This is a genomic window from uncultured Holdemanella sp., from assembly GCF_934772795.1.
Lineage (GTDB): Bacteria > Bacillota_I > Bacilli_A > Erysipelotrichales > Erysipelotrichaceae > Holdemanella.
On the sequence record NZ_CAKVMR010000029.1, the window covers coordinates 1 to 19,698 of the forward strand.

16 protein-coding genes are annotated in these 19,698 nt (G+C 36.2%); 13 read left to right on the forward strand and 3 right to left on the reverse strand.

Features of this window, described 5'->3' with window-relative positions; all coding sequences use genetic code 11:
* The first annotated feature begins 136 nt into the window (after positions 1–136).
* Positions 137–1,672 carry a cardiolipin synthase gene (gene cls, locus Q0F04_RS06590; RefSeq protein ID WP_295751535.1) on the forward strand — a complete coding sequence of 512 codons (1,536 nt, stop codon included), beginning with the start codon at positions 137–139 and terminating at the stop codon, positions 1,670–1,672.
* Between the two features lie 18 nt (positions 1,673–1,690).
* On the opposite strand, the gene fumC is transcribed toward cls, so the two are convergent.
* Positions 1,691–3,064 carry a class II fumarate hydratase gene (gene fumC / locus Q0F04_RS06595; protein WP_295751538.1) on the reverse strand — a complete coding sequence of 458 codons (1,374 nt, stop codon included), beginning with the start codon at positions 3,062–3,064 and terminating at the stop codon, positions 1,691–1,693.
* 101 nt (positions 3,065–3,165) lie between these two features.
* Here fumC and pulA point away from each other — a divergent pair, with 101 nt between their 5' ends.
* The 11 genes from pulA (at position 3,166) to Q0F04_RS06650 (ending at position 16,249) form a co-directional block, all read left to right on the forward strand.
* Positions 3,166–5,274, forward strand: coding sequence for a type I pullulanase (gene pulA / locus Q0F04_RS06600; protein ID WP_295751541.1), 2,109 nt, complete (start codon positions 3,166–3,168; stop codon positions 5,272–5,274).
* A 45-nt stretch (positions 5,275–5,319) separates the two neighbouring features.
* A complete protein-coding gene (locus tag Q0F04_RS06605) occupies positions 5,320–6,831 on the forward strand; it encodes an IMP dehydrogenase (protein WP_118115030.1) in 1,512 nt (503 codons plus the stop codon).
* 55 nt (positions 6,832–6,886) lie between these two features.
* On the forward strand, positions 6,887–8,029 hold the full coding sequence (locus Q0F04_RS06610) for an anaerobic ribonucleoside-triphosphate reductase activating protein (RefSeq protein WP_295751546.1): 1,143 nt from the start codon (positions 6,887–6,889) through the stop codon (positions 8,027–8,029).
* Positions 8,026–9,984, forward strand: coding sequence for an anaerobic ribonucleoside-triphosphate reductase (nrdD, locus tag Q0F04_RS06615; protein WP_295751549.1), 1,959 nt, complete (start codon positions 8,026–8,028; stop codon positions 9,982–9,984). The genes Q0F04_RS06610 and nrdD overlap by 4 nt, the downstream gene beginning before the upstream one ends.
* A gap of 11 nt (positions 9,985–9,995) precedes the next feature.
* A complete protein-coding gene (gene proC / locus Q0F04_RS06620) occupies positions 9,996–10,802 on the forward strand; it encodes a pyrroline-5-carboxylate reductase (protein WP_295751552.1) in 807 nt (268 codons plus the stop codon).
* Positions 10,803–10,805: 3 nt separating this feature from the next.
* Positions 10,806–12,095 carry a leucyl aminopeptidase family protein gene (locus Q0F04_RS06625; protein WP_295751554.1) on the forward strand — a complete coding sequence of 430 codons (1,290 nt, stop codon included), beginning with the start codon at positions 10,806–10,808 and terminating at the stop codon, positions 12,093–12,095.
* Positions 12,096–12,163: 68 nt separating this feature from the next.
* Positions 12,164–13,225: a branched-chain amino acid aminotransferase gene (locus tag Q0F04_RS06630; protein WP_117572236.1), complete on the forward strand. Its 1,062-nt coding sequence runs from the start codon at positions 12,164–12,166 to the stop codon at positions 13,223–13,225.
* A 96-nt stretch (positions 13,226–13,321) separates the two neighbouring features.
* Entirely contained in the window at positions 13,322–13,507 is a 186-nt protein-coding gene (locus Q0F04_RS06635; protein WP_295751557.1) for a hypothetical protein, read from the forward strand.
* A gap of 75 nt (positions 13,508–13,582) precedes the next feature.
* Positions 13,583–14,323, forward strand: coding sequence for a 4Fe-4S binding protein (locus Q0F04_RS06640; RefSeq protein WP_295751560.1), 741 nt, complete (start codon positions 13,583–13,585; stop codon positions 14,321–14,323).
* Between the two features lie 224 nt (positions 14,324–14,547).
* The gene (locus tag Q0F04_RS06645; RefSeq protein WP_295751563.1) at positions 14,548–15,507 is read left to right on the forward strand and encodes a helix-turn-helix domain-containing protein; all 960 of its coding nucleotides are present in this window, start codon (positions 14,548–14,550) and stop codon (positions 15,505–15,507) included.
* Positions 15,491–16,249: a hypothetical protein gene (locus Q0F04_RS06650; RefSeq protein WP_295751565.1), complete on the forward strand. Its 759-nt coding sequence runs from the start codon at positions 15,491–15,493 to the stop codon at positions 16,247–16,249. The genes Q0F04_RS06645 and Q0F04_RS06650 overlap by 17 nt, the downstream gene beginning before the upstream one ends.
* Positions 16,250–16,478: 229 nt before the next feature.
* Here Q0F04_RS06650 and Q0F04_RS06655 read toward each other — a convergent pair whose 3' ends face one another.
* On the reverse strand, positions 16,479–16,967 hold the full coding sequence (locus tag Q0F04_RS06655) for a DUF1836 domain-containing protein (protein WP_295751568.1): 489 nt from the start codon (positions 16,965–16,967) through the stop codon (positions 16,479–16,481).
* Positions 16,968–17,080: 113 nt separating this feature from the next.
* Here Q0F04_RS06655 and Q0F04_RS06660 point away from each other — a divergent pair, with 113 nt between their 5' ends.
* The gene (locus tag Q0F04_RS06660; protein WP_295751571.1) at positions 17,081–17,926 is read left to right on the forward strand and encodes a DegV family protein; all 846 of its coding nucleotides are present in this window, start codon (positions 17,081–17,083) and stop codon (positions 17,924–17,926) included.
* A gap of 38 nt (positions 17,927–17,964) precedes the next feature.
* Here the strand turns inward: Q0F04_RS06660 and Q0F04_RS06665 are convergent, their stop codons facing one another.
* Positions 17,965–19,491 (reverse strand): lactate permease LctP family transporter, encoded by a 1,527-nt coding sequence (locus Q0F04_RS06665; RefSeq protein ID WP_295751573.1) that lies wholly within the window; start codon positions 19,489–19,491, stop codon positions 17,965–17,967.
* Positions 19,492–19,698: the final 207 nt, after the last annotated feature.

A 19,698-nucleotide genomic window follows, 5' to 3' on the forward strand; every position in this document is an offset into this window, starting at 1 on the left:
CAGAAGTTAAGCACTTTCACGGCGACAATAGTTGGGCTTGCCCCTGCGAAGATAGCTAGCTGCCGGGTCCTTTTTTTATACTTTTATGGACTTTTGTCTGCTTTTTTTTTGGTTATTTGTAGCGTATAATAGCTATATGCATAAAATTTTGAAGTATTGTAAATCAAAACCTATTTATATTATCTTGGCGGTGTTACTCCAATTTTTAACACTGTTCTTTTTAGTGAGTTACTTTAGTCAGCGATTCTTTATTATTTACTATATTTTGATTGGATTTAGTTTATGTGTCTGCATGCACATCATCAATCGTGATTCGGATTCGAGCTCAAAGTTATTATGGGTTTTATTGATCATGTCCTTTCCAATTTTTGGTGGCGTTGTTTATTTATTACTTGGAAATCGTAAGATTCCAAAGGCTTTAATGATCAAAGATAGACAGGCATATTCAGACTATAAAAAATATGCTCTTCAAAACATTGAAATTTTAAGTGATCTACATGAAGATGATTATGTTCTCGATAAAATGATATCTATGGCTTGGTCAAATGGATATTTTCCAGTCTATGACAATTGTTCCTTAACCTATTTTCCTTCTGGAGAAGAACAATATCAAGCTTTTATTCAAGAACTAATAAAAGCTAAAGATTTTATCTTTATGGAATTCTTTATCATCAATAAAGGTGTAATGTGGAATACTATTTTGCAGATTTTAATGGATAAAGCAGCTATGGGCGTCGATGTTCGTGTTATCTATGATGATATGGGATCCTTGACTTATTTACCTAGAGACTATGCGAAATGGTTAAATGAACGTGGTATTAAAACACATGCCTTTAATCCATTGCGACCTCAACTGGCCATGGCCATGAATAATCGAGATCATAGAAAGATTTTAGTCATTGATGGCAAGGTTGCCTTTACAGGTGGCTGTAACATATCGGATGAATATATCAACACGAAGAAACGTTTTGGACATTGGAAAGATATGGGGTGTATGATTAAAGGAGCTGGTGTAGAAATGTTTACCATTTCCTTTTTACAGATTTGGAACTATCAAGCCAATGAATATACTTCCTATTCGCGTTTTATTCAAAATCGTGAAGTCTTTTCATCATTAAAGAATCCCGGATATATCATTCCATTCTCGGATTCTCCAACGGATGAAAATAACACAAGTTTAAATATGCATTTGAATATGCTTGGATGTTCCAAAGATTATTGTTGGATCACAACACCCTATTTAATTTTGGATGCGGAAATGATTTCATCTTTAAAACTAGCTGTATCCAATGGTGTTGATGTTCGTATTGTGGTTCCAGGAATTCCGGATAAAAAGATGGTGTATGAAGTCACAAAGGCCAACTTTGATACGTTGATCAAAGCCGGTGTTAAAATCTATGAGTACACGCCTGGTTTTATTCATGGAAAAGTATGTATCATCGATGATTCGAGTGCTTTAGTCGGCACCGTAAACATGGATTTTAGATCGTATTATCAACATTATGAATGTGGTGTATGGATGCATGAAGTGGATTGTTTGATGGATATTAAAAAAGACTTTGAAGAAATATTCAAAGTCTCACATGAAGTCACATTACAAGAGTGTGTAAACACCAATCCTTTTATAAAAGTGTATCGAAATATATTAAAGGTATTTAGTCCTATTATGTAGGAATAAATACCTTTCTTTTTATTTATGAATCATTTTTTCGGGTTGAACATACAAATCAAATTCTTCGCTAGTCAAATAACCCAAATCTAAAATGGCTTCTTTTAAAGTTAAGTTATTCTTGAAGGCATGTTGACTGGCGTGTCCGGCTTTTTCATAGCCAATCACTGGATTTAAACAAGTGACTAACATTAAAGAGTTATGTAAGTTTTTATCCATTATTTCTTTATTGGCCTTTAATCCATCTAAACAATGAATGGTGAATGAGTGAATCGCATCACTTAATAATTGAATGCTCTGATCCATATTGTAGGCAATCAATGGCATAAAGACATTTAATTCAAAGTTTCCTTGACTAGCTCCAATACCAATTGCGGTATCATTTCCCATAACTTGTACGGCAACCATGGTCAAAGCTTCACATTGTGTTGGATTGACTTTACCTGGCATGATACTTGAGCCAGGCTCATTACTAGGAATATCAATTTCATGAATTCCACTTCTTGGACCACTCGCAAGCCATCTTACGTCATTAGCAATCTTCATGCAGTTGGCGGCAAGACCTTTTAAAGCTCCACTTGTATAAACCATCGCATCTTTACTTGTAAGGGCATGGAATTTATTTGGGTCTGGTACAAATGGAAGGTTAGTTTTCTCAGAAATGATTTTTGTGATGACTTCATCAAAACCTTCTGGACAGTTGATTCCTGTACCGACCGCAGTTGCCCCACAAGCGAGTTCATACACATATTTTAAGCTATCAATAATTTGTGCTTTACTATGCTCAATCATAGAACGGTATCCACTTAATTCTTGTGAGAAATATAATGGAGTGGCATCTTGAAGATGTGTTCTACCAATCTTAATAATGCCTTCGTTTTCTTCTTCGAGTTTTTTGATTTGGTTGATCATTAAATCCAATTGTGGAAGTAGCTCGGCATTGATTTTTTGGGCTACCATGATATGTAACGCAGCTGGGAACGTATCATTTGAACTTTGGGATGCGTTTACCGTATCGTTTGGATGTAGAATATTTTCCTTTGCGTATTCATTTCCTAACATGGAAATGACTTCATTGGCATTCATATTGGTTTGTGTTCCAGAACCTGTTTGCCAAACATGTAAAGGGAACTGGTCTAAATATTGTCCGTCCTCAATTCTTTGACAGATTTCGACAATGGCTTCACATTGTTTTTCAGTGATTTTATTGAAATGAAGGTTTGCCTTAGCACACGCTTCTTTCAATATCGCAAAACTATGAATCAAAGAGGCAGGCATTAATTCCTGTCCAATCTTAAAATTCTCTAAACTTCTTTGGGTTTGGGATTTCCAATATTTGTCAGCTTCGACTTTGATTTGTCCTAAGCAATCTTCTTCTATACGATATGTACTCATTTTGTTCACCTCTATGAAGTAGTTTAACATTTTTTTAAAAAATTGTCTTTATACATGTTACAATAGATACGTAAAATAAAAGGAAATGAGGAATACTACATATGCGAATGAAGGAGCCATATGAAGCTTATTTAGATGACTACAATTGTTTGGATGTTTATATGTCCAAAAATTTTTTTGATGGAAAAAGTCGTATTTTCCATATGAAAGATACGAAGGATCGTATTATTCCGTTGACGATCCAGTCTCAAAGTGATCTATACAATGGATATACGCATTATTCATTGTCTTTAAACGGAAACTTAGAAATTGGTCAAGAATACACAGTCTATGATGAACATTGTAAGACTTGTGTTGCCAAATACTCTCATATTGTCAAAACAGAGCGTTTCGCAAAAGAGTTTATGTATGAAAAAGACGATCTAGGTGTTACATATACACCGGAAAAGACAACCTTTAAAGTATGGGCACCTACCGCATTAGCTGTAAATGTAGGCTATGTTTTAAAAGGTAAGAAAATCGTTGAATCGATGACTCGACAAGACAAGGGCGTTTTCTCACTTACTGTCAATAAAGATTTAAATGGAGTGCACTATTCCTACTTAGTACGTGTGAATGGAGAATATAAAGGGGTAACGGATCCATATACTTGTTTTAGTGGTCCGAATGGCCAATATAGTGTGATTGTAGATCCTAAGAGTTTAAAGCTTCCAGAAAAAATCAAATTGAAACCAATGGATAGTGAATGTGATGCGATTATATATGAAGCAAGTATTCGTGATATGACAAGCCAAACAGGAATTGGTGTCAGTCATCCGAAAAAATTTGTGGGATTTACTGAAGAAAATGAAATCACAAAAGCACATAATACAGGGTTTAGTTATTTAAAGTCATTAGGTGTGACACACGTACAATTGATGCCTGTATTTGACTTTGGCAGTGTGGATGAAGTGTATCCAAATATTTTCTATAACTGGGGCTATGATCCTGTACAACATCGTTGTTTGGAAGGAGCCTACTCACTCGATCCAAAGAATGCGAAGTTACGTATCGAGGAGTTTGCGAATTTGGTGCATGATTGCCACAAGGCAGGCATTCGAGTGAATTTGGATTTGGTGTTTAATCATGTGTATGTCAAAGAAAATTTTGCGTTAGAAAATATGGTGCCCGATTATTATTTCTTAATGAATCGTGAAGGTGAATTTTCGAATGGAAGTTTCTGTGGCAATGATATTGATACACAGCCATATATGGCGCGTAAATATTTTTTAGAAACTTGTAAGAAGATCATTGAGTTATTTGATGTGGATGGTTTCCGTTTTGATCTAATGGGAATTCTAGATTATAACTTAATGAATGAAATTAGTGAAGAATGTAAAAAATTGAAACCGGATTTTATGATTTATGGGGAAGGCTGGAATATGCCAAGCTTTGTGGCGGAAGAGATTCGTGCTTCGCAACTGAATCAAGCTAAGATGCCACATGTAGGTCATTTCTCGGATCGTTTCCGTGAAGTGGTTCGTGGATCGAATGATGAGCTTTCTCGTAAGGGCTTTGCGTCAGGACAAGCCGATTTATTCTATCAAGTAAAATGTGTTATGGCCGCAAGCTGTATGGACCATGTGTTTGATAGTCCAGCGAAAGTAATAAACTATGTAGAATGTCATGATAATCATACGTTATGGGATAAAAATAGAGTATGTTGTCATGGTGAGAGTCGTGATTTACGAGAAAAACGTCAAATCATGGCCAATGCGATGGTATTACTTGCACAAGGGGTTCCTTTTATTCATTGTGGTCAAGAGTTTGGTCGTACTAAACAAGGTCTAGGCAATACATACAATCGTTCCGATAACTACAATCGTGTGGATTATCAAAGAAGGGATCATCATATTGAAATTGTTGAGCGCACAAAAGAATTGATTGAAATTCGTAAAGCGCATCCTTGTTTTAGATTGAGTACTGTTGATTTGATCGAACAAGGTGTTCAATTTGATTCGATCTATGATCAAGTCTTAGTATATTCATGTCAAAAAGGGGATGATCATTGTATAGCTTTCTTTAATCCAACCAACATTCCGTATGATTATCACTTGGATCAAGAGGCAAGAGTTTTGTTTGATGATGGAAATAGTAATGCGTTTGAAACGCAGGATATTCATATTGCAGCATTTAGTGTCGTCGTTTGTCAATTTGGCTTGACGGCATAGAACTCAAAACATATAATATAGGTTAAATTGAGAAGGAGATAAACAATGGCAAAATTTTTTGAAGAACCATCTAGAACGTTCAGTGAGTATTTATTGATTCCTGGTTACACAGGTCCGGATTGTACACCAGATAAGGTGAGTTTGAAAACGCCTTTAGTAAAATTCAAAAAAGGTGAAGAACCTGCACTATCTTTAAATATTCCAATGGTAAGTGCTGTTATGCAGGCTGTTAGTGGTGAAGAAATGGCTTGTGCACTTGCACGTGAGGGTGGAGTAAGTTTTATTTACGGTAGTCAAACAATTGAGTCTCAAGCCGCTATGGTTCGTAAAGTGAAATCGACTAAGGCTGGGTTTGTTGGCAGCGATTCAAATATTAGCCCTGAAGCAACATTAGAGGATGTAATTGCTCTTCGTACAAAGACAGGACACTCAACAATGGCTGTTACTGACAATGGTCAAGCGGATGGTAAATTAGTAGGTATCGTAACAAGTCGTGATTATCGCGAAAGTCGTATGGATCATTCGATCTTGGTAAAGGAATTCATGACACCATTTGAAAAATTGATCGTCGGAGATGAAGATATTACATTGTCTGAGGCAAACGATTTGATCTGGGAACACAAATTAAATCAGTTGCCTATCGTTGATAAAGAACAACATTTAAAGGCTTTCGTGTTCAGAAAAGACTATGAATCACACAAAGACAATCCAAATGAATTGTTGGATGATAAAAAGCGCTACATTGTAGGTGCAGGTATCAACACACGTGATTATGCGACGCGTGTACCTGCATTAGTAGAAGCGGGTGTCGATGTTTTATGTATTGATTCAAGTGAAGGATATTCTGCATGGCAAGCTGAAACAATCAAATGGATCCGTGAACACTATGGTGACAGCGTAAAAGTTGGAGCTGGTAACGTTGTTGATGGAGATGGTTTCCGTTTCTTAGCGGATGCAGGAGCTGACTTTATTAAGATTGGAATCGGTGGAGGTTCTATCTGTATCACTCGTGAACAAAAAGGTATTGGTCGTGGACAAGCTACAGCTACAATTGATGTTGCGAAAGCTCGTGATGAATACTTTGAAGAAACTGGAATTTATGTTCCAATTTGTTCCGATGGAGGTATCGTTCATGATTACCACATCACATTAGCGTTGGCATTTGGTGCTGACTTCGTTATGTTGGGTCGTTACTTTGCACGTTTCAAAGAAGCTCCAAACAAAATCGTAAGTGTGAATGGAAACTACATGAAAGAGTACTGGGGTGAAGGTAGTGCTCGTGCTCGTAACTGGCAAAGATATGATGTTGGTGGAGACAAGAAAATGTCTTTCGTAGAAGGTGTTGATTCTTATGTTCCTTATGCTGGTAGCTTAAGAGACAATGTAGGTTTATCTTTATCTAAGATTCGTCATACAATGTGTAACTGTGGATGCCTAACAATTCCTGAACTTCAAAAAGATGCGAAGGTTACATTAGTATCAAGTACAAGTATTGTCGAAGGTGGAGCTCACGATGTTGTAGTTCGTGATGAACATTTCGACGCAAAACCACAATAATCTCAAAAGGACTTCGGTCCTTTTTTTCTTTATCAAAATACCTTATAATACTTGTATGGAAAAACAAAATGATTTATTGATGGATTCAAGTATCCTGTATCGAAGTACACAAAAATATTATGATAAGATGCTGCAAGATTTGAATTTGAGTTATGCCCAGCTTCCCATCTTGATTGAAATCTATGAGAATGAAGGTATTTCCCTCCAACAAATTGTACAGGTTGGTGGATATGACAAGGGTACAGTCACAAAGAATGTTCAAAAATTGAACTCTTTAGGATATGTTTCCATCTTAACAAGTGCCAAAGATAAGCGTGCTAAAGAATTATATACGACGGCACTCACCAAAAAACATATATCCGAAATCTATGGAATTCGTAGAGACTGGTGGCATCACATTACACAAGATTTAACGGCAGAGCAGATTGAAGTTTTCTCTACGTTTTATCAGACTTTATCCAATCATGCCAGAAGCTATGCAGATTTGGAGCAGACCAATCTGCAGTTTTATAAATTAAAAAAATTATCTTTGTCGGATTATGATTCACATTTGAGTTGTTCTTTATATACAGGGGGATGTAATTTAAAGTGTCCTTATTGTCATTCAAGAGATTTGGTGTATTTAAAAGAAAATAGGTATCCGATCGTTACAGAAAAAATCAATGAATATTTAGAGAGTCATCGTAAAGACTTAGATGGCATCTATATATCGGGAGGCGAGCCTTTGATGCATGAGGGGGTTGTTTCCTTTCTACAGTATGCGAAGACTTTAAACTATAAAATTAAGATTCATACGAATGGTATGTTCTATGAACGTTTAAAAACGATCCTTGCACAAAAATTGGTAGATCATGTCAGTCTAGATATTAAAAATGCTCCGAGTGCCTATGCGAAAACGTGTGGGGTTGAAGATATGGATCTAAAGGATATTGAGAAGTCTTTAGAATTATTAAAGAAATCGGTTGTACCATATGATATTTGTGTAACTTTAGTGGATGAACTACATAATGAAACGACTATTCAAGAATTAGGACAATGGATTCAAGGGGTGGATACCGTGATTTTACAGCCTTTTGAAGATAGTGAAACGACCATTGATCATTCGTTGCATCGTCCTAGTTTTGAAGCGGTTTTAAAATATAAAAAGATATTAGAGAAATATGTTAAAAATGTAAAGATAAGGGGGAATCAAGCATGATCGAAGTCGAAAAAAGAGATGGTTCCATAGTTGGTTTTGATTCGTCAAAAATCTTTTCGGCCATATCCAAAGCGTTTGATTCTTTACATATGGAAAAAGATGATGCGATCATCAATCTGTTGGTGCTTAGAGCGACAGCGGATTTTCAAACGAAGATCAAAGACAATCGCATTAGTGTAGAAATGATTCAGGATAGTGTTGAAAAAACGTTATCAGAATCTGGCTATTATCCGGTCGCAAAGACGTATATTTTATATCGTAAACAAAGAGAGAATGTGCGTAAGATTCAATCGACGGCCAATGAATATATTCATTTAGTCAATTCGTATCTGCATGATAATATTTCTTTGGAAGATGAAAACTCCATGGCTACATATTCTGTGGGAGGTTTGATTCTTTCCAATTCAGGTATGATCACTTCGAATTATTGGTTGAGTGAAGTGTATGATGCCCAAATTACCAACGCACATAAAAATGGGGATCTATATATACATAATATCAATATGTTGACAGGATGCAGTGCAGGCTGGTCTTTGGAAGATTTGATTTTAAAAGGACTTCCTTCTGTAAATAAGATGATTTCATCCCTTCCTGCCAAACATTTATCTACGTTATGTAATCAGATGGTCAACTTTCTAGGTATCATGCAGAATGAATGGGCCAGTGCACAATCTTTAGCGCATTTTGATACGTTACTCGTACCTTTTATTCATCAGGACAAGTTATCTGTCAAAATGGTGAGTGATTGTCTAGAAAGCTTTATATATGGAATAAATATACCTTCAAGGTGGGGAACTCAAGCGCCTTTTAGCCAGATTACTCTGGATTGGAATGTTCCAAAAGAGTTTATAAACAAAAAGGCCATTGTAGCTGGATGTGAATGTGATTTTACATATGGAGATTGTCAAAAGGAAATGAAGATTTTACATGATGCCTTATTTGAAGTTATCAATAAGGGAGATATTTCGGGTCGTGGTTTTCAATTTCCAATTATTGCCCTTTACTTACATTCAGATTTTGATTGGATGCATGAAGAAGAGTTATTTAAGGCTTGTGCCAAATATGGAACGCCTTATTTTTTGACCAAAGAAAAGAAGGATGTCGAAGGTTATTTTGGCTATAAACCTTTGTGTGGAAGTATGGGGATTGTGACATTGAACTTAGTTCGCTTAGCCTATCTTTCAAGTAGTAAGGAAGATTTCTTTAAGCGTTTAGATAATTTAAGTGATGTAGCGCTTCGTTCTTTTGAAGTCAAACGACAAGTGTTGAATCAATTATTGGAAGCGGGTTTATATCCTTATACCAAGGCTTATATATCGGATTTTAATGATTACTATGGTACTTTAGGTATTGTGGGTATGAATGAGGCTTGTTTGAATGCGAATTGGTTAAAGAAAGATTTGATGGAGAAGGATGCACAAATCTTTTCTATGGAAGTATTAGAGTTTTTAAACCAGAAGCTTTTAAATCAAAGTCAAAAAGTCAATCTAGAGGCTACGCCTGCAGAAAGTGTATGTACGCATTTTGCCCAAATTGATCAGGAATTGTATCCGGAAATCATCAGTTATGGGTATTATACGAATTCAACGCATTTAGATGTTGCCAGTACGGATGATGTCTTTGAGGCTTTAAAGATACAAGAAGAATTTCAAAATCAATATAGTGGAGCCACTTCCTTTCCGGTCTTTATTGATCATGGAATCGAAGATTGGAAGATGGCAGCTTTACTTGTGAAGACCATTTATGAAAACTATGATGTGCCGGTATTCACAATTACGCCAACGTATTCGGTTTGCGAAGAACATGGCTATATTTTGGGGCATCAAGAGGTTTGTCCAAAGTGTTCAAAGCCAACAGAAATCTATTCTCGTATTTCGGGATATTATCGAAACTTAGAGGATTGGAATGAGGGTAAACAAAAAGAGTTTTCAAGAAGAAAGACGTATTCGATTTAAGGAGGGAAAAGATGAGAGAAACAATAGGATTTATTGGGGCTGGAAACATGGGTGGTGCCATGATTGAAGGGATTGCCAAGAATCAATTATTTAATACAATTTGGGTGTGTGATCATCACCAAGAAAATTTGGATCGTTTCCATGAGAAGTATGGGGTGAATACTTCATTGGATGAAAAAACAGTAGCACAAAATAGTGATGTATTGGTCTTAAGTGTAAAGCCTAAGCATTATCCAAAGTTGATTGAAACAATCAAGGACAGTGTTAAGTCGGATGTCATTATTGTGGATATTGCGGCAGGAATAACTATTTTGGATGTGAAGAAATATTTTGGCAAAGACCTAAAGGTGATTAAGGCAATGCCAAATACGCCAGCTTTAGTTCTTCAAGCGATGAGTGCCATTTCTTTTGATGACAAAGTAACAGAAGAAGATAAGGCATGCATTACATCGATTTTTAATAGTTTTGGAAAATGCGAAGTTGTCGAAGAAACAATGATGGATGCCGTAACCAGTGTGAGTGGTTCAAGTCCTGCCTATGTATTTATGTTTATTGAGGCAATGGCTGATGCAGCTGTAGCCCAAGGATTACCAAGAAATAAGGCATATACATTTGCGGCACAGGCTGTTTTAGGTAGTGCCCAGATGGTCTTAGAAACAGGTATGCATCCGGGTGCTTTAAAAGATATGGTATGTTCTCCAGGTGGAACTACGATTGATGCGGTTTGTGAGCTAGAAAGAATGGGCTTTAGAGCGAGTGTGGAATCGGCTATGCGTGTTTGTGGTGAAAAATCAAAGAAGATGACGGAGGGAAAATAAGTTATGAAAAATATTTGTATCGGATTATTTGAGGGGGAAACTTTACCGGAGAGTTTAGCGGCTTTTAAAGATGTAAAGTTGGATTTAGAGTTTGGTAAGGTGACTACGATTTATACATTAAATCAATTGGATTGTGAAAAGGTTGTTGTCGTTGGTTTGGGTGATGGCAAAAAGAATATCAAGGAAGCTTTTAGTAAAGTAGAGGCGGATGATTATTTAGTGTATGTCACTGAAAATACGGCGTATGCGGCTGGTTTTGGCTTAGTGTATGGGGCTTATAGCTATAAAGAGACGAAGGTGTATGATTTAGAGAGTGATGGTTTTAAGGAAGAATTTGAAAAAGGTAAAACGGTTGCTCGTATTGTGAATCATGCGCGTGAAATGAGTGATATGCCCGCAAACTTTTTAACACCGGATCATTTGGTGGATGAAGCGAAAATGGTGGCTGAAAAGTATGGTATGGAAATTGAAGTTTTAGCCGAAAAGGATTTAGAAGAAATTGGTGCTGGTGCTCTTTTAGCGGTCAATCAAGGATCGGATAGACCTTGTTTTATGGTGGTGATTCGCTATGATGGTGGTAAGGAAGACGAAGACTATACAGCTCTTGTTGGTAAGGGTCTTACATATGATGCGGGTGGCTACAATATCAAATCGAAAATGCATGGTATGAAGTATGATATGTGTGGAGCTGCCAATATGCTTTGTGCTTTAGAGCTATTAGCGGAATTAAAAGTGGAAAAGAATGTTGTGTGTGTTTTACCAATTACTGAAAATAAAATCAATGGACATGGCTTTGTCGATGGGGATGTGATCACAAGTTTAAGTGGTAAAACGATTGAGGTCACAAATACGGATGCCGAAGGAAGATTGATTTTGGCCGATGCCTTGACAATGGCTCAAAAATTAGGTGCGACTCGTGTCATTGATATGGCGACTTTAACGGGTGCTTGTGTACGTGCTTTGGGTAGTACATATACGGGAATCTTTAGTAATGATGATAGTTTCTATTTGCCTTTCTTAGGAGCTTCTAAAGCTACAAAAGAACAGATTTGGCGTTTGCCTGTGGATGAATATTTCCATTCAGAATTAAAGTGTTCTAAGGTAGCGGATATTATCAACTCAAAGACTTTGGGGGGTAATGCAAGTTTAGCTGCGGCTTTCTTGGAGGAGTTTATTGAAGAAGGCACGAAGTGGATCCATTTGGATATTGCAGGAACGAGCGATAAGGATGAAGTGGCTACGGGTGTCATGATTGAGACAATTGTTCATTTCTTTGAAAATGAATGTAAATAAAATGTAACCTATTGAAATCATTTACAGAACGTGATATTATCATACGTGTTTAGAAAAGAGGACAAATTATGGAAGTACAATTTGTAGAAAGTAAAAACTTAAAAGAAAAACCAACTGGAGCTTTAGGCTTTGGTAAATATTACACAGACTATATGTTTGTGATGGATTGGGATGCTGGTCAAGAATGGCATGATGCAAGAGTCGTACCATATGGACCATTGGAATTCGATCCAGCAAGTATGGTATTGCACTATGCACAGGAAACTTTTGAAGGTATGAAGGCGTATCGTACAAAGGATGGTAAGGTTCAATTGTTTAGACCTGAAATGAATGCGAAGCGTTTTGCGAACTCCAATAAACGTTTGAGTATGCCTACTTTACCAGTGGATATGTTTGTGGATGCCGTAAAGACAATCGTTAAGTATTCTGAAGACTGGATTCCAACTGGTGAGGGTGAATCTTTATATATTCGTCCATTCATGTTTGCGACAGAAGCTGCGATTGGTGTACATGCGGCAAGTCATTATAAATTTATGATCATCTGTTCTCCAGTAGGTGCTTATTATGCCGAAGGTGTAAACCCTGTTAAGATCTATGTAGAAGATGAATATGTTCGTGCTACAAAAGGTGGTACAGGATTTACAAAATGTGGTGGAAACTATGCGGGTAGTTTAGCTGCTCAGGTTAAGGCTGAAGAACTTGGTTATTCTCAAGTATTATGGTTGGATGGAGTTCACCGTAAATACATTGAAGAAGTTGGTTCAATGAACGTTATGTTTGAAATTGATAATAAGATTGTGACAGCTCCATGCGAAGGTACTGTACTTCCTGGTGTTACTCGTGATTCTATTTTACATATCTTAAAAGACTGGGGATATGAAATTGAAGAAAGACATTTGTCTGTGGATGAATTGATGGAAGCAGGTCACAATGGTAAGCTACAAGAAGCTTGGGGAACTGGAACAGCTGCCGTAATTAGTCCAATTGGTGAATTGTACTACAAGGGTGATAAAGTGACTGTTTCTGATTTTAAAACAGGTGAATTAACACAAAAACTATATGATACTTTAACAGGTATTCAATGGGGAACTATTGAAGATCCTTATGGATGGACTGTTGTAGTTGACTAATTTAATGAAGGTGTACGTTGTACATCTTCTTTTTTGTTTATTAACTTAAAATTTACATAATCGTGATATAACTGAGTAAAAGAAAGAAGGGTTCTTATGAAAGGTATATGGTTGATTGTAGTAGGGAATATATTATATTTGGCTTCAATGATATTTGGTGGTAATGAAACAAGTAACTTTGGTGATTTTTCAAGTGGTGTATTGATTGGATTATCACTTGGATGTAACTTAATAGGAATTATCTTGGCTGTAAAAGAGATTAAATCAAATAAAAAAATATAGAGTATCCTTATTGATTTGGTTCATATTTGAGGCTGTTGCCTTTTTTTATATGTATCCACGAAGAATGTGTTTTATTTGTTGAACTTTACATATATAGGCACTTGTATTGGTGTTGGTACAAGTTTAATGTCTTCTAAAAATAAGTATGCCAGAAACTTTGTGCAGCTTTCTGTAGGATCGTATATGTTAATTTATTTAGGAATTATTTGTCGCGAAAATATGCAGATCGAAGGCTTTTGGTATTACTTGTTTCTAGGTGTATTTGAGGCGGCAACCATTCATTATTTTGTCGCAAAGATTGCGGGTCCATTATTTTTTGGACGTGGCTGGTGTGGCTATGCTTGTTGGACAGGGATGATTTTGGATCTGCTTCCTTTTAAAGAGGGACCACATAAGCGGTTACGTATAGGTCGGATTCGATATGTCTTATTTGTGGTATCGTTTATATACGTATTCTTGTTGTTTGTATTTCATGTGAATGATTTAGAAAATATCTTATTTTATTCGTTCATCATTGGCAATATCATTTACTATGTTTTAGGGATTGGAATGGCTTTTGTGCTGAAAGATAATCGAGCTTTCTGTAAGTACATTTGTCCAGTAACTGTGTTTTTAAAACCGGCAAGTTACTTTTCATATTTAAGAATTAAATGTGATCATGATGTATGTATTGGATGTTTAAAATGTGTAAATACATGTCCTATGGATGTGGATATGTTAGATGATTCAAGAAAGCGTAAGAATGGTACAGAATGTATTTTGTGTTGTCAATGTATTGAGGTTTGTCCCCAACATGCACTGGACATAAAAAAATAGAGATTGCTCTTTTAAGATATTGGAATAGTACAAGAATAAAATGAATCATTAGAAATACCCGTTGTGACATCACAACGGGATGTTTTTTCGTATAGATGTATAAAAATTGCGGGAAGTTGACGCGTGTGATATTGTGAGTTTGCAGTATATCTTAACTCTGATATTGCATCTTAACTTAAAAAGAGTTAAAATACAAAAAAAGAGTTAAGAATGGTGGTGAACCTATGGAATATCTCAATAAAGTTCTTGGAATTGAAGTGACTTATGAGAATGTGGATTTCAAACATTTGCCTAACTTTATTGTTACACGGTATCGCTTGCAGATGGCTTCTATGAATGGGAAAAAGGTAATTTTCCTTTATCCGAAAACTGAATTGGAGCAAATTGTAGTGCTGAAAAAGCACATTGCAAGAATACAGAAAAATGAAAATATGCCTATTGTTCTAGTGTTAAAAGAGATTACTTCTCGGCAGAAAGAATATTTGATTCGTGAGAGAATTCCGTTTATCGTAGAAGGAAGGCAGATCTATTTGCCTTTTATGGCGTTGTATTTGCAACAACGGTGCAATGCCGAAAGAAAACTACACAAAAAATTACTTCCATCGGCTCAGATGCTTCTATTGCATTTCATTTATGGAGGTGCAAAAGAAATGTCTACAAGTCAGGCTGCAAAAGACTTGGAATTGACACCTACTTCAATATCAAGGGCATCGAAACAGCTTGAAGAAACAGGAATGGTGCATATAAAGAAAGTAGGTGTGCAAAGAATTTTGTGTTCTGAGGATTCTGCGAAAATGCTGTTTAAAAAAGCAGGAGATATACTGCAAAATCCAGTAAAACGAACAATATATATTCCGAAAGGGTTGGTGTCAACAAATCTTGTGGAAAGTGGATATTCGGCATTGGCAGAGTATTCCATGCTGAATTCGCCAAACATCAAATGCTATGCAACAGAAAGTATCTCTCAATGGAATGATGTTATGACAAATAGTTTACAGGATTCGGCGGAACAAGTGGCCGTAGAAATGTGGAGATACGATCCTCGAAAATTGTCCACACGAAATATTGTAGATGAACTTTCACTGGCATTGGCATTGAAAAAAGATGTAGATGAAAGAGTTGAAGAAGCAGTTGAAGAAATGTTAAATGAATTGTGGAGGAAGATAGATGGTTACAGGAATTGATAGCTTTAAAGAATGGTTCAAGGGTAACGAAGAACAATATGCAATCATTGGAGGAACGGCGTGTGACATTCTGATGACAGAGGAAGGTTTGGATTTTAGAGCAACAAAGGATATTGACCTTGTTCTGATTATCGAAGCACTTGACGTGAATTTTGGAAAGAAATTTTGGGAATATGTAAAACAGGCTGGATATGAACATTGTAATAAGAGTTCGGGTGTGCCGCAGTTTTATCGTTTTAGTCATCCAGTCTCAAATCAGTATCCTGCGATGATCGAACTATTCACGCGAAAGTTGGATGCCATTCAACTTCCGGAAGATACAGTGATAACACCATTACCAATGGACGAAGATATTTCAAGTCTGTCTGCTATTCTTTTGGATGATGATTACTACGAATTTTTGACAAAGGGGAAAGTCACTGTCAACGGAGTAACTGTCTTGGATGCGGCATATTTGATTCCATTTAAGGCAAAAGCTTGGATAGATTTGACAGATCGCAAAACTTCAGGAGAACATGTTGACAGCAAAAACATCAAGAAACATAAGAACGACGTTTTCCGCTTGACTGAATTGATTGATCCAACAATCAAGATTACGGCTCCTCAACCAGTTTATATGGATATTCAAGAGTTTGTACAGCGGATGCAAAATGAAAACATTGACCTTAAACAGTTGGGGTTAGTAGGAAGAACGAAAGATCAGATTTTGAAGGAAATAAAAGATTTGTATATAGCACAGTGATTCTAGTGCCATTTCAGTTCATATGCCAAAATGCAGTGAGCTGAGATGGCAATTTTCTTTAGTTAAGAATTGTAAGATTTGAGAGAGTATTTGTAACTCTCGTCATTATAATTCATGGTCTTCTGTTGTAAGATTTTTTGGATTTTCTTTCGGCAACTCTATCTTGAAAATGTAAGCTTTTAAAAAGTGTAATTTTGTTGTCTATACAATAAAAAATAGAGATTGCTCTCTATTCTTGTTTGTATTTTTTTAGGGTATATTCTGTATGCATCTTATAGATGATGCATTGAATGACATTATCCATCAATTCTTGTTCGTGGTTGGCGTTTTCAAATACGATTGTATTTCGGTTGTTTTTGAAGACGTCATTTAATGAATCTTCAAATCGAGATATGAATAAGTCATAGGCTTGTTCGATGGTTGAATCTTTCATATTTGTATAAATATGAAGTAAAGATGTGATTTGTTGCATGGAATAGCATCTTTTTAGGATGGTTAAAACCAAAAAGTAAGCTAAATGACTTTTTGTGTAGTGCTTTTTAACTGGAGGATGGACAATGCCTGTTTTGACATAATTGTTGATCATAGCTTTGGTGATGAACTTTTCATCATAGAAATATGTATCTTTTAATTTCTCGTTGATGTAGGTAATCACTTGGTCCATATATAGGTCAATTTCGGGTAGGTCTGTCCATCTTGGGAATGTATAATTTTTCATACTTTGATTGTAACATAAAATAAAATCTTACACAATCTAGAAATTAATACTAGATGTATTGACTTATTTGTATATCTATATTATTGTTTATTTAAAGAGAGGTAAAAAAAAGAATGATTCATATTATTTCTGATTCATCGACTTTGTATTCGATTGAATCGGCAAAAGAAAAAGGGTTGTCGATTGTTCCTTTGAATATTACTGTTGATTCACAAACATATCGAGATTTTGAGGATATCACAAGTACACAATTATTAACTATGATTGAAGATCACAAGATTCCAAAAACTTCACAGCCAAGTCTTGGTGAAAAGATTGATTTATATAATGAGCTTTCTAAAGATGGTGATGAAGTGATCGATATTGCGATGGCTTCTGGTTTAAGTGGAACGTACCAGACGGCTATGATGGCAAAGAATTCTTGTGACAATCCGGACTTAGTACATGTCGTAGATACTCAAACATTGTGTGGGCCACATCGTTTGATGGTGGATACGGCTTTAGAAATGGCAAATAATGGGGCAAGTGCCAAGGATATCGTAAAGATGATCGTACAAAGTCGTATGCAGGAAGAGTCGTATCTTGTTCCTGTTGATTTTCAATTCTTAGTTCGTGGTGGAAGAATCAAAGGGTTAGCAGCTACATTGGGTGGTGCATTAAAATTAATTCCAATTTTGAAAAAAGGCGTTGATGGCATGGGCTTAGATAAGTTTGGCGTGAGTCGTACTTATAAAAAGGCTGTCAATATGGTGGTTGAAGATTTTAAAAATAATGGTTTTGATTCCAATTATACATTCTACATTTCACATGCTTTTAATGAAGAACTTGCGATGATGTTTGAAAAGAAAATCAAAGAAACGTTTGAAGGTGTAAAAGTTGTGATATATCCTTTATCTCCTGCATTTATTACGCAGGGTGGACCTGGATGCGTTGCAGTACAGGCAATTAAAATGGCTTAGGAAAATTTCCTAAGCCATGTTTTTTTTCTTTTTTTACCTTAGAATACCATTTGACCAAAGTAAGCCACAAAACTCATGACGATGATAAAACCAACACCATAAGGTAAGATCTTCGATAATAATTTAGAATCTTGACCTTGTCCATCTACACTGCTTAATGCGATGGCGATGGATTGTGGGGATAACATTTTACCGGCTGCCACACCCAAAGAGTTTAGTGCGACAATCCAATATGGATTGGCATTCAAGCTTTGGGCTGCACTTTCTTGTACGGCACCAAATAAAACGCCTGAACTTGTTCCTGAACCTGTCACAAATGTTCCTAGACATCCAATCCATGGGGCAAAGAATGGATAGAAGCTTCCTGTAATCGCAATCGCAAAAGATGCGATAGAAGCAATCATACCCGCATATCCCATGATTTTAGCACAGCCTAGTACACATAACATCGTAATAATCGTTTGTGACATCTGTTTGATTGTGGCAATAAATACCACTTTGAAATCTCTAAATGTAGCTTTTTGAATCAAGCCACCCAAGATAGCCGATAAGAAGATCCATACACCTGGTGTGTTGATCCAAGTAAATGTCATTGTGCTTGGATTGTCTCCTGTATAAATAACGGCTGTAGATGCGAACTTTGATAAGTATGTATTGATTGGGGCTACTAATTTCGAAGTAGATAATAAGAAGATGAAGATAAAGATAAATGGTGACCAAGCACATAATGCCTTTTTAATTGTAATTTTTTCATGTGCCTCTAACTTCATTTCGTATTCTGGATTTGGTTTTACTTTAGAACCCAAAAGAATCGTACATAATAATGAACATACACTTCCTACGACTACACACAATTCGGAACCTACAAATTTAGCAACAATCATTTGAGGAATCAAGAAGCTTAATCCAGAAACTAAAGTGACTGCTGTCACACCTTTTAATGCCTTAAATCCTTTTCCTGTCACCATGACGATCAAGAATGGACATAATAACATAAATGGAGCTAATTGAAGTGTCTGTGTAAAGGCAAGCTGGGCATTTTCAAGTCCAACTAAATTAGCCAAAGTGACCGTTGGAATACCAATTGAACCAAATGGAGTGGGAACTCCGTTAGCAATTAGACAAACTGAACAAGAAAATAATGGATCAAAACCTAAAGCTACAAGCATACTTGCAGGAATGGCAATGGCAGTACCAAAGCCGGCCATACCTTCCATAAATCCACCAAAGCACCATGCGACTAGTAGAACAAGAATTCGTTTGTCGCTTGAAACGCTAGTAATCATTTGTTTAATGATTTCCATACCGCGTGTACGTAGTGACAAGTTATATGTAAATACGGCTGCGATAATCACAACAATAATAGGCCATAGAGCCATTAAGAAGCCTTCACAAGCGGCAGTTACCGTATTTAGAAAACTTTGTTGCCAGATCGCAACAGATAGTAGTACAGAAATAATCAAAGAACCAAAGGCAGCTTTATATGTGGGCCATCCAAGTACGGTTAGCGCAAATATAAGCCACAAAATGGGACAAAGTCCCAAAATAAAATATAGAAAACTCATATCATCTCTCCCTTATGCGTGTTGATTATATCAAAGTGAGCATGTTTGTCAAAAGAAAAACGCTAAAAATAGGCGTGTAAGCGTAATCAAACAACAAATGAGGTTTAAATATGTGGTTATTTTTTGACTAACTAAGGAATTAAAAAATTAATGCATTTTTTGATAATGTTGTGGTCTTTTTGAACGGAATGATGTATTATAGTGGTA

Excerpts from the sequence above, each read along its gene's own strand:
- Q0F04_RS06625 (WP_295751554.1), top strand. The coding sequence starts at position 10,806 with ATGAAAAATATTTGTATCGGATTATTTGAGGGGGAAACTTTACCGGAG.
- cls (WP_295751535.1), top strand. The coding sequence starts at position 137 with ATGCATAAAATTTTGAAGTATTGTAAATCAAAACCTATTTATATTATC.
- Q0F04_RS06665 (WP_295751573.1), bottom strand. The coding sequence starts at position 19,491 with ATGAGTTTTCTATATTTTATTTTGGGACTTTGTCCCATTTTGTGGCTT.
- Q0F04_RS06650 (WP_295751565.1), top strand. The coding sequence starts at position 15,491 with ATGGTTACAGGAATTGATAGCTTTAAAGAATGGTTCAAGGGTAACGAA.
- fumC (WP_295751538.1), bottom strand. The coding sequence starts at position 3,064 with ATGAGTACATATCGTATAGAAGAAGATTGCTTAGGACAAATCAAAGTC.
- Q0F04_RS06635 (WP_295751557.1), top strand. The coding sequence starts at position 13,322 with ATGAAAGGTATATGGTTGATTGTAGTAGGGAATATATTATATTTGGCT.
- Q0F04_RS06605 (WP_118115030.1), top strand. The coding sequence starts at position 5,320 with ATGGCAAAATTTTTTGAAGAACCATCTAGAACGTTCAGTGAGTATTTA.
- pulA (WP_295751541.1), top strand. The coding sequence starts at position 3,166 with ATGCGAATGAAGGAGCCATATGAAGCTTATTTAGATGACTACAATTGT.
- Q0F04_RS06645 (WP_295751563.1), top strand. The coding sequence starts at position 14,548 with ATGGAATATCTCAATAAAGTTCTTGGAATTGAAGTGACTTATGAGAAT.
- Q0F04_RS06655 (WP_295751568.1), bottom strand. The coding sequence starts at position 16,967 with ATGAAAAATTATACATTCCCAAGATGGACAGACCTACCCGAAATTGAC.
- Q0F04_RS06630 (WP_117572236.1), top strand. The coding sequence starts at position 12,164 with ATGGAAGTACAATTTGTAGAAAGTAAAAACTTAAAAGAAAAACCAACT.
- nrdD (WP_295751549.1), top strand. The coding sequence starts at position 8,026 with ATGATCGAAGTCGAAAAAAGAGATGGTTCCATAGTTGGTTTTGATTCG.
- Q0F04_RS06610 (WP_295751546.1), top strand. The coding sequence starts at position 6,887 with ATGGAAAAACAAAATGATTTATTGATGGATTCAAGTATCCTGTATCGA.
- Q0F04_RS06660 (WP_295751571.1), top strand. The coding sequence starts at position 17,081 with ATGATTCATATTATTTCTGATTCATCGACTTTGTATTCGATTGAATCG.
- proC (WP_295751552.1), top strand. The coding sequence starts at position 9,996 with ATGAGAGAAACAATAGGATTTATTGGGGCTGGAAACATGGGTGGTGCC.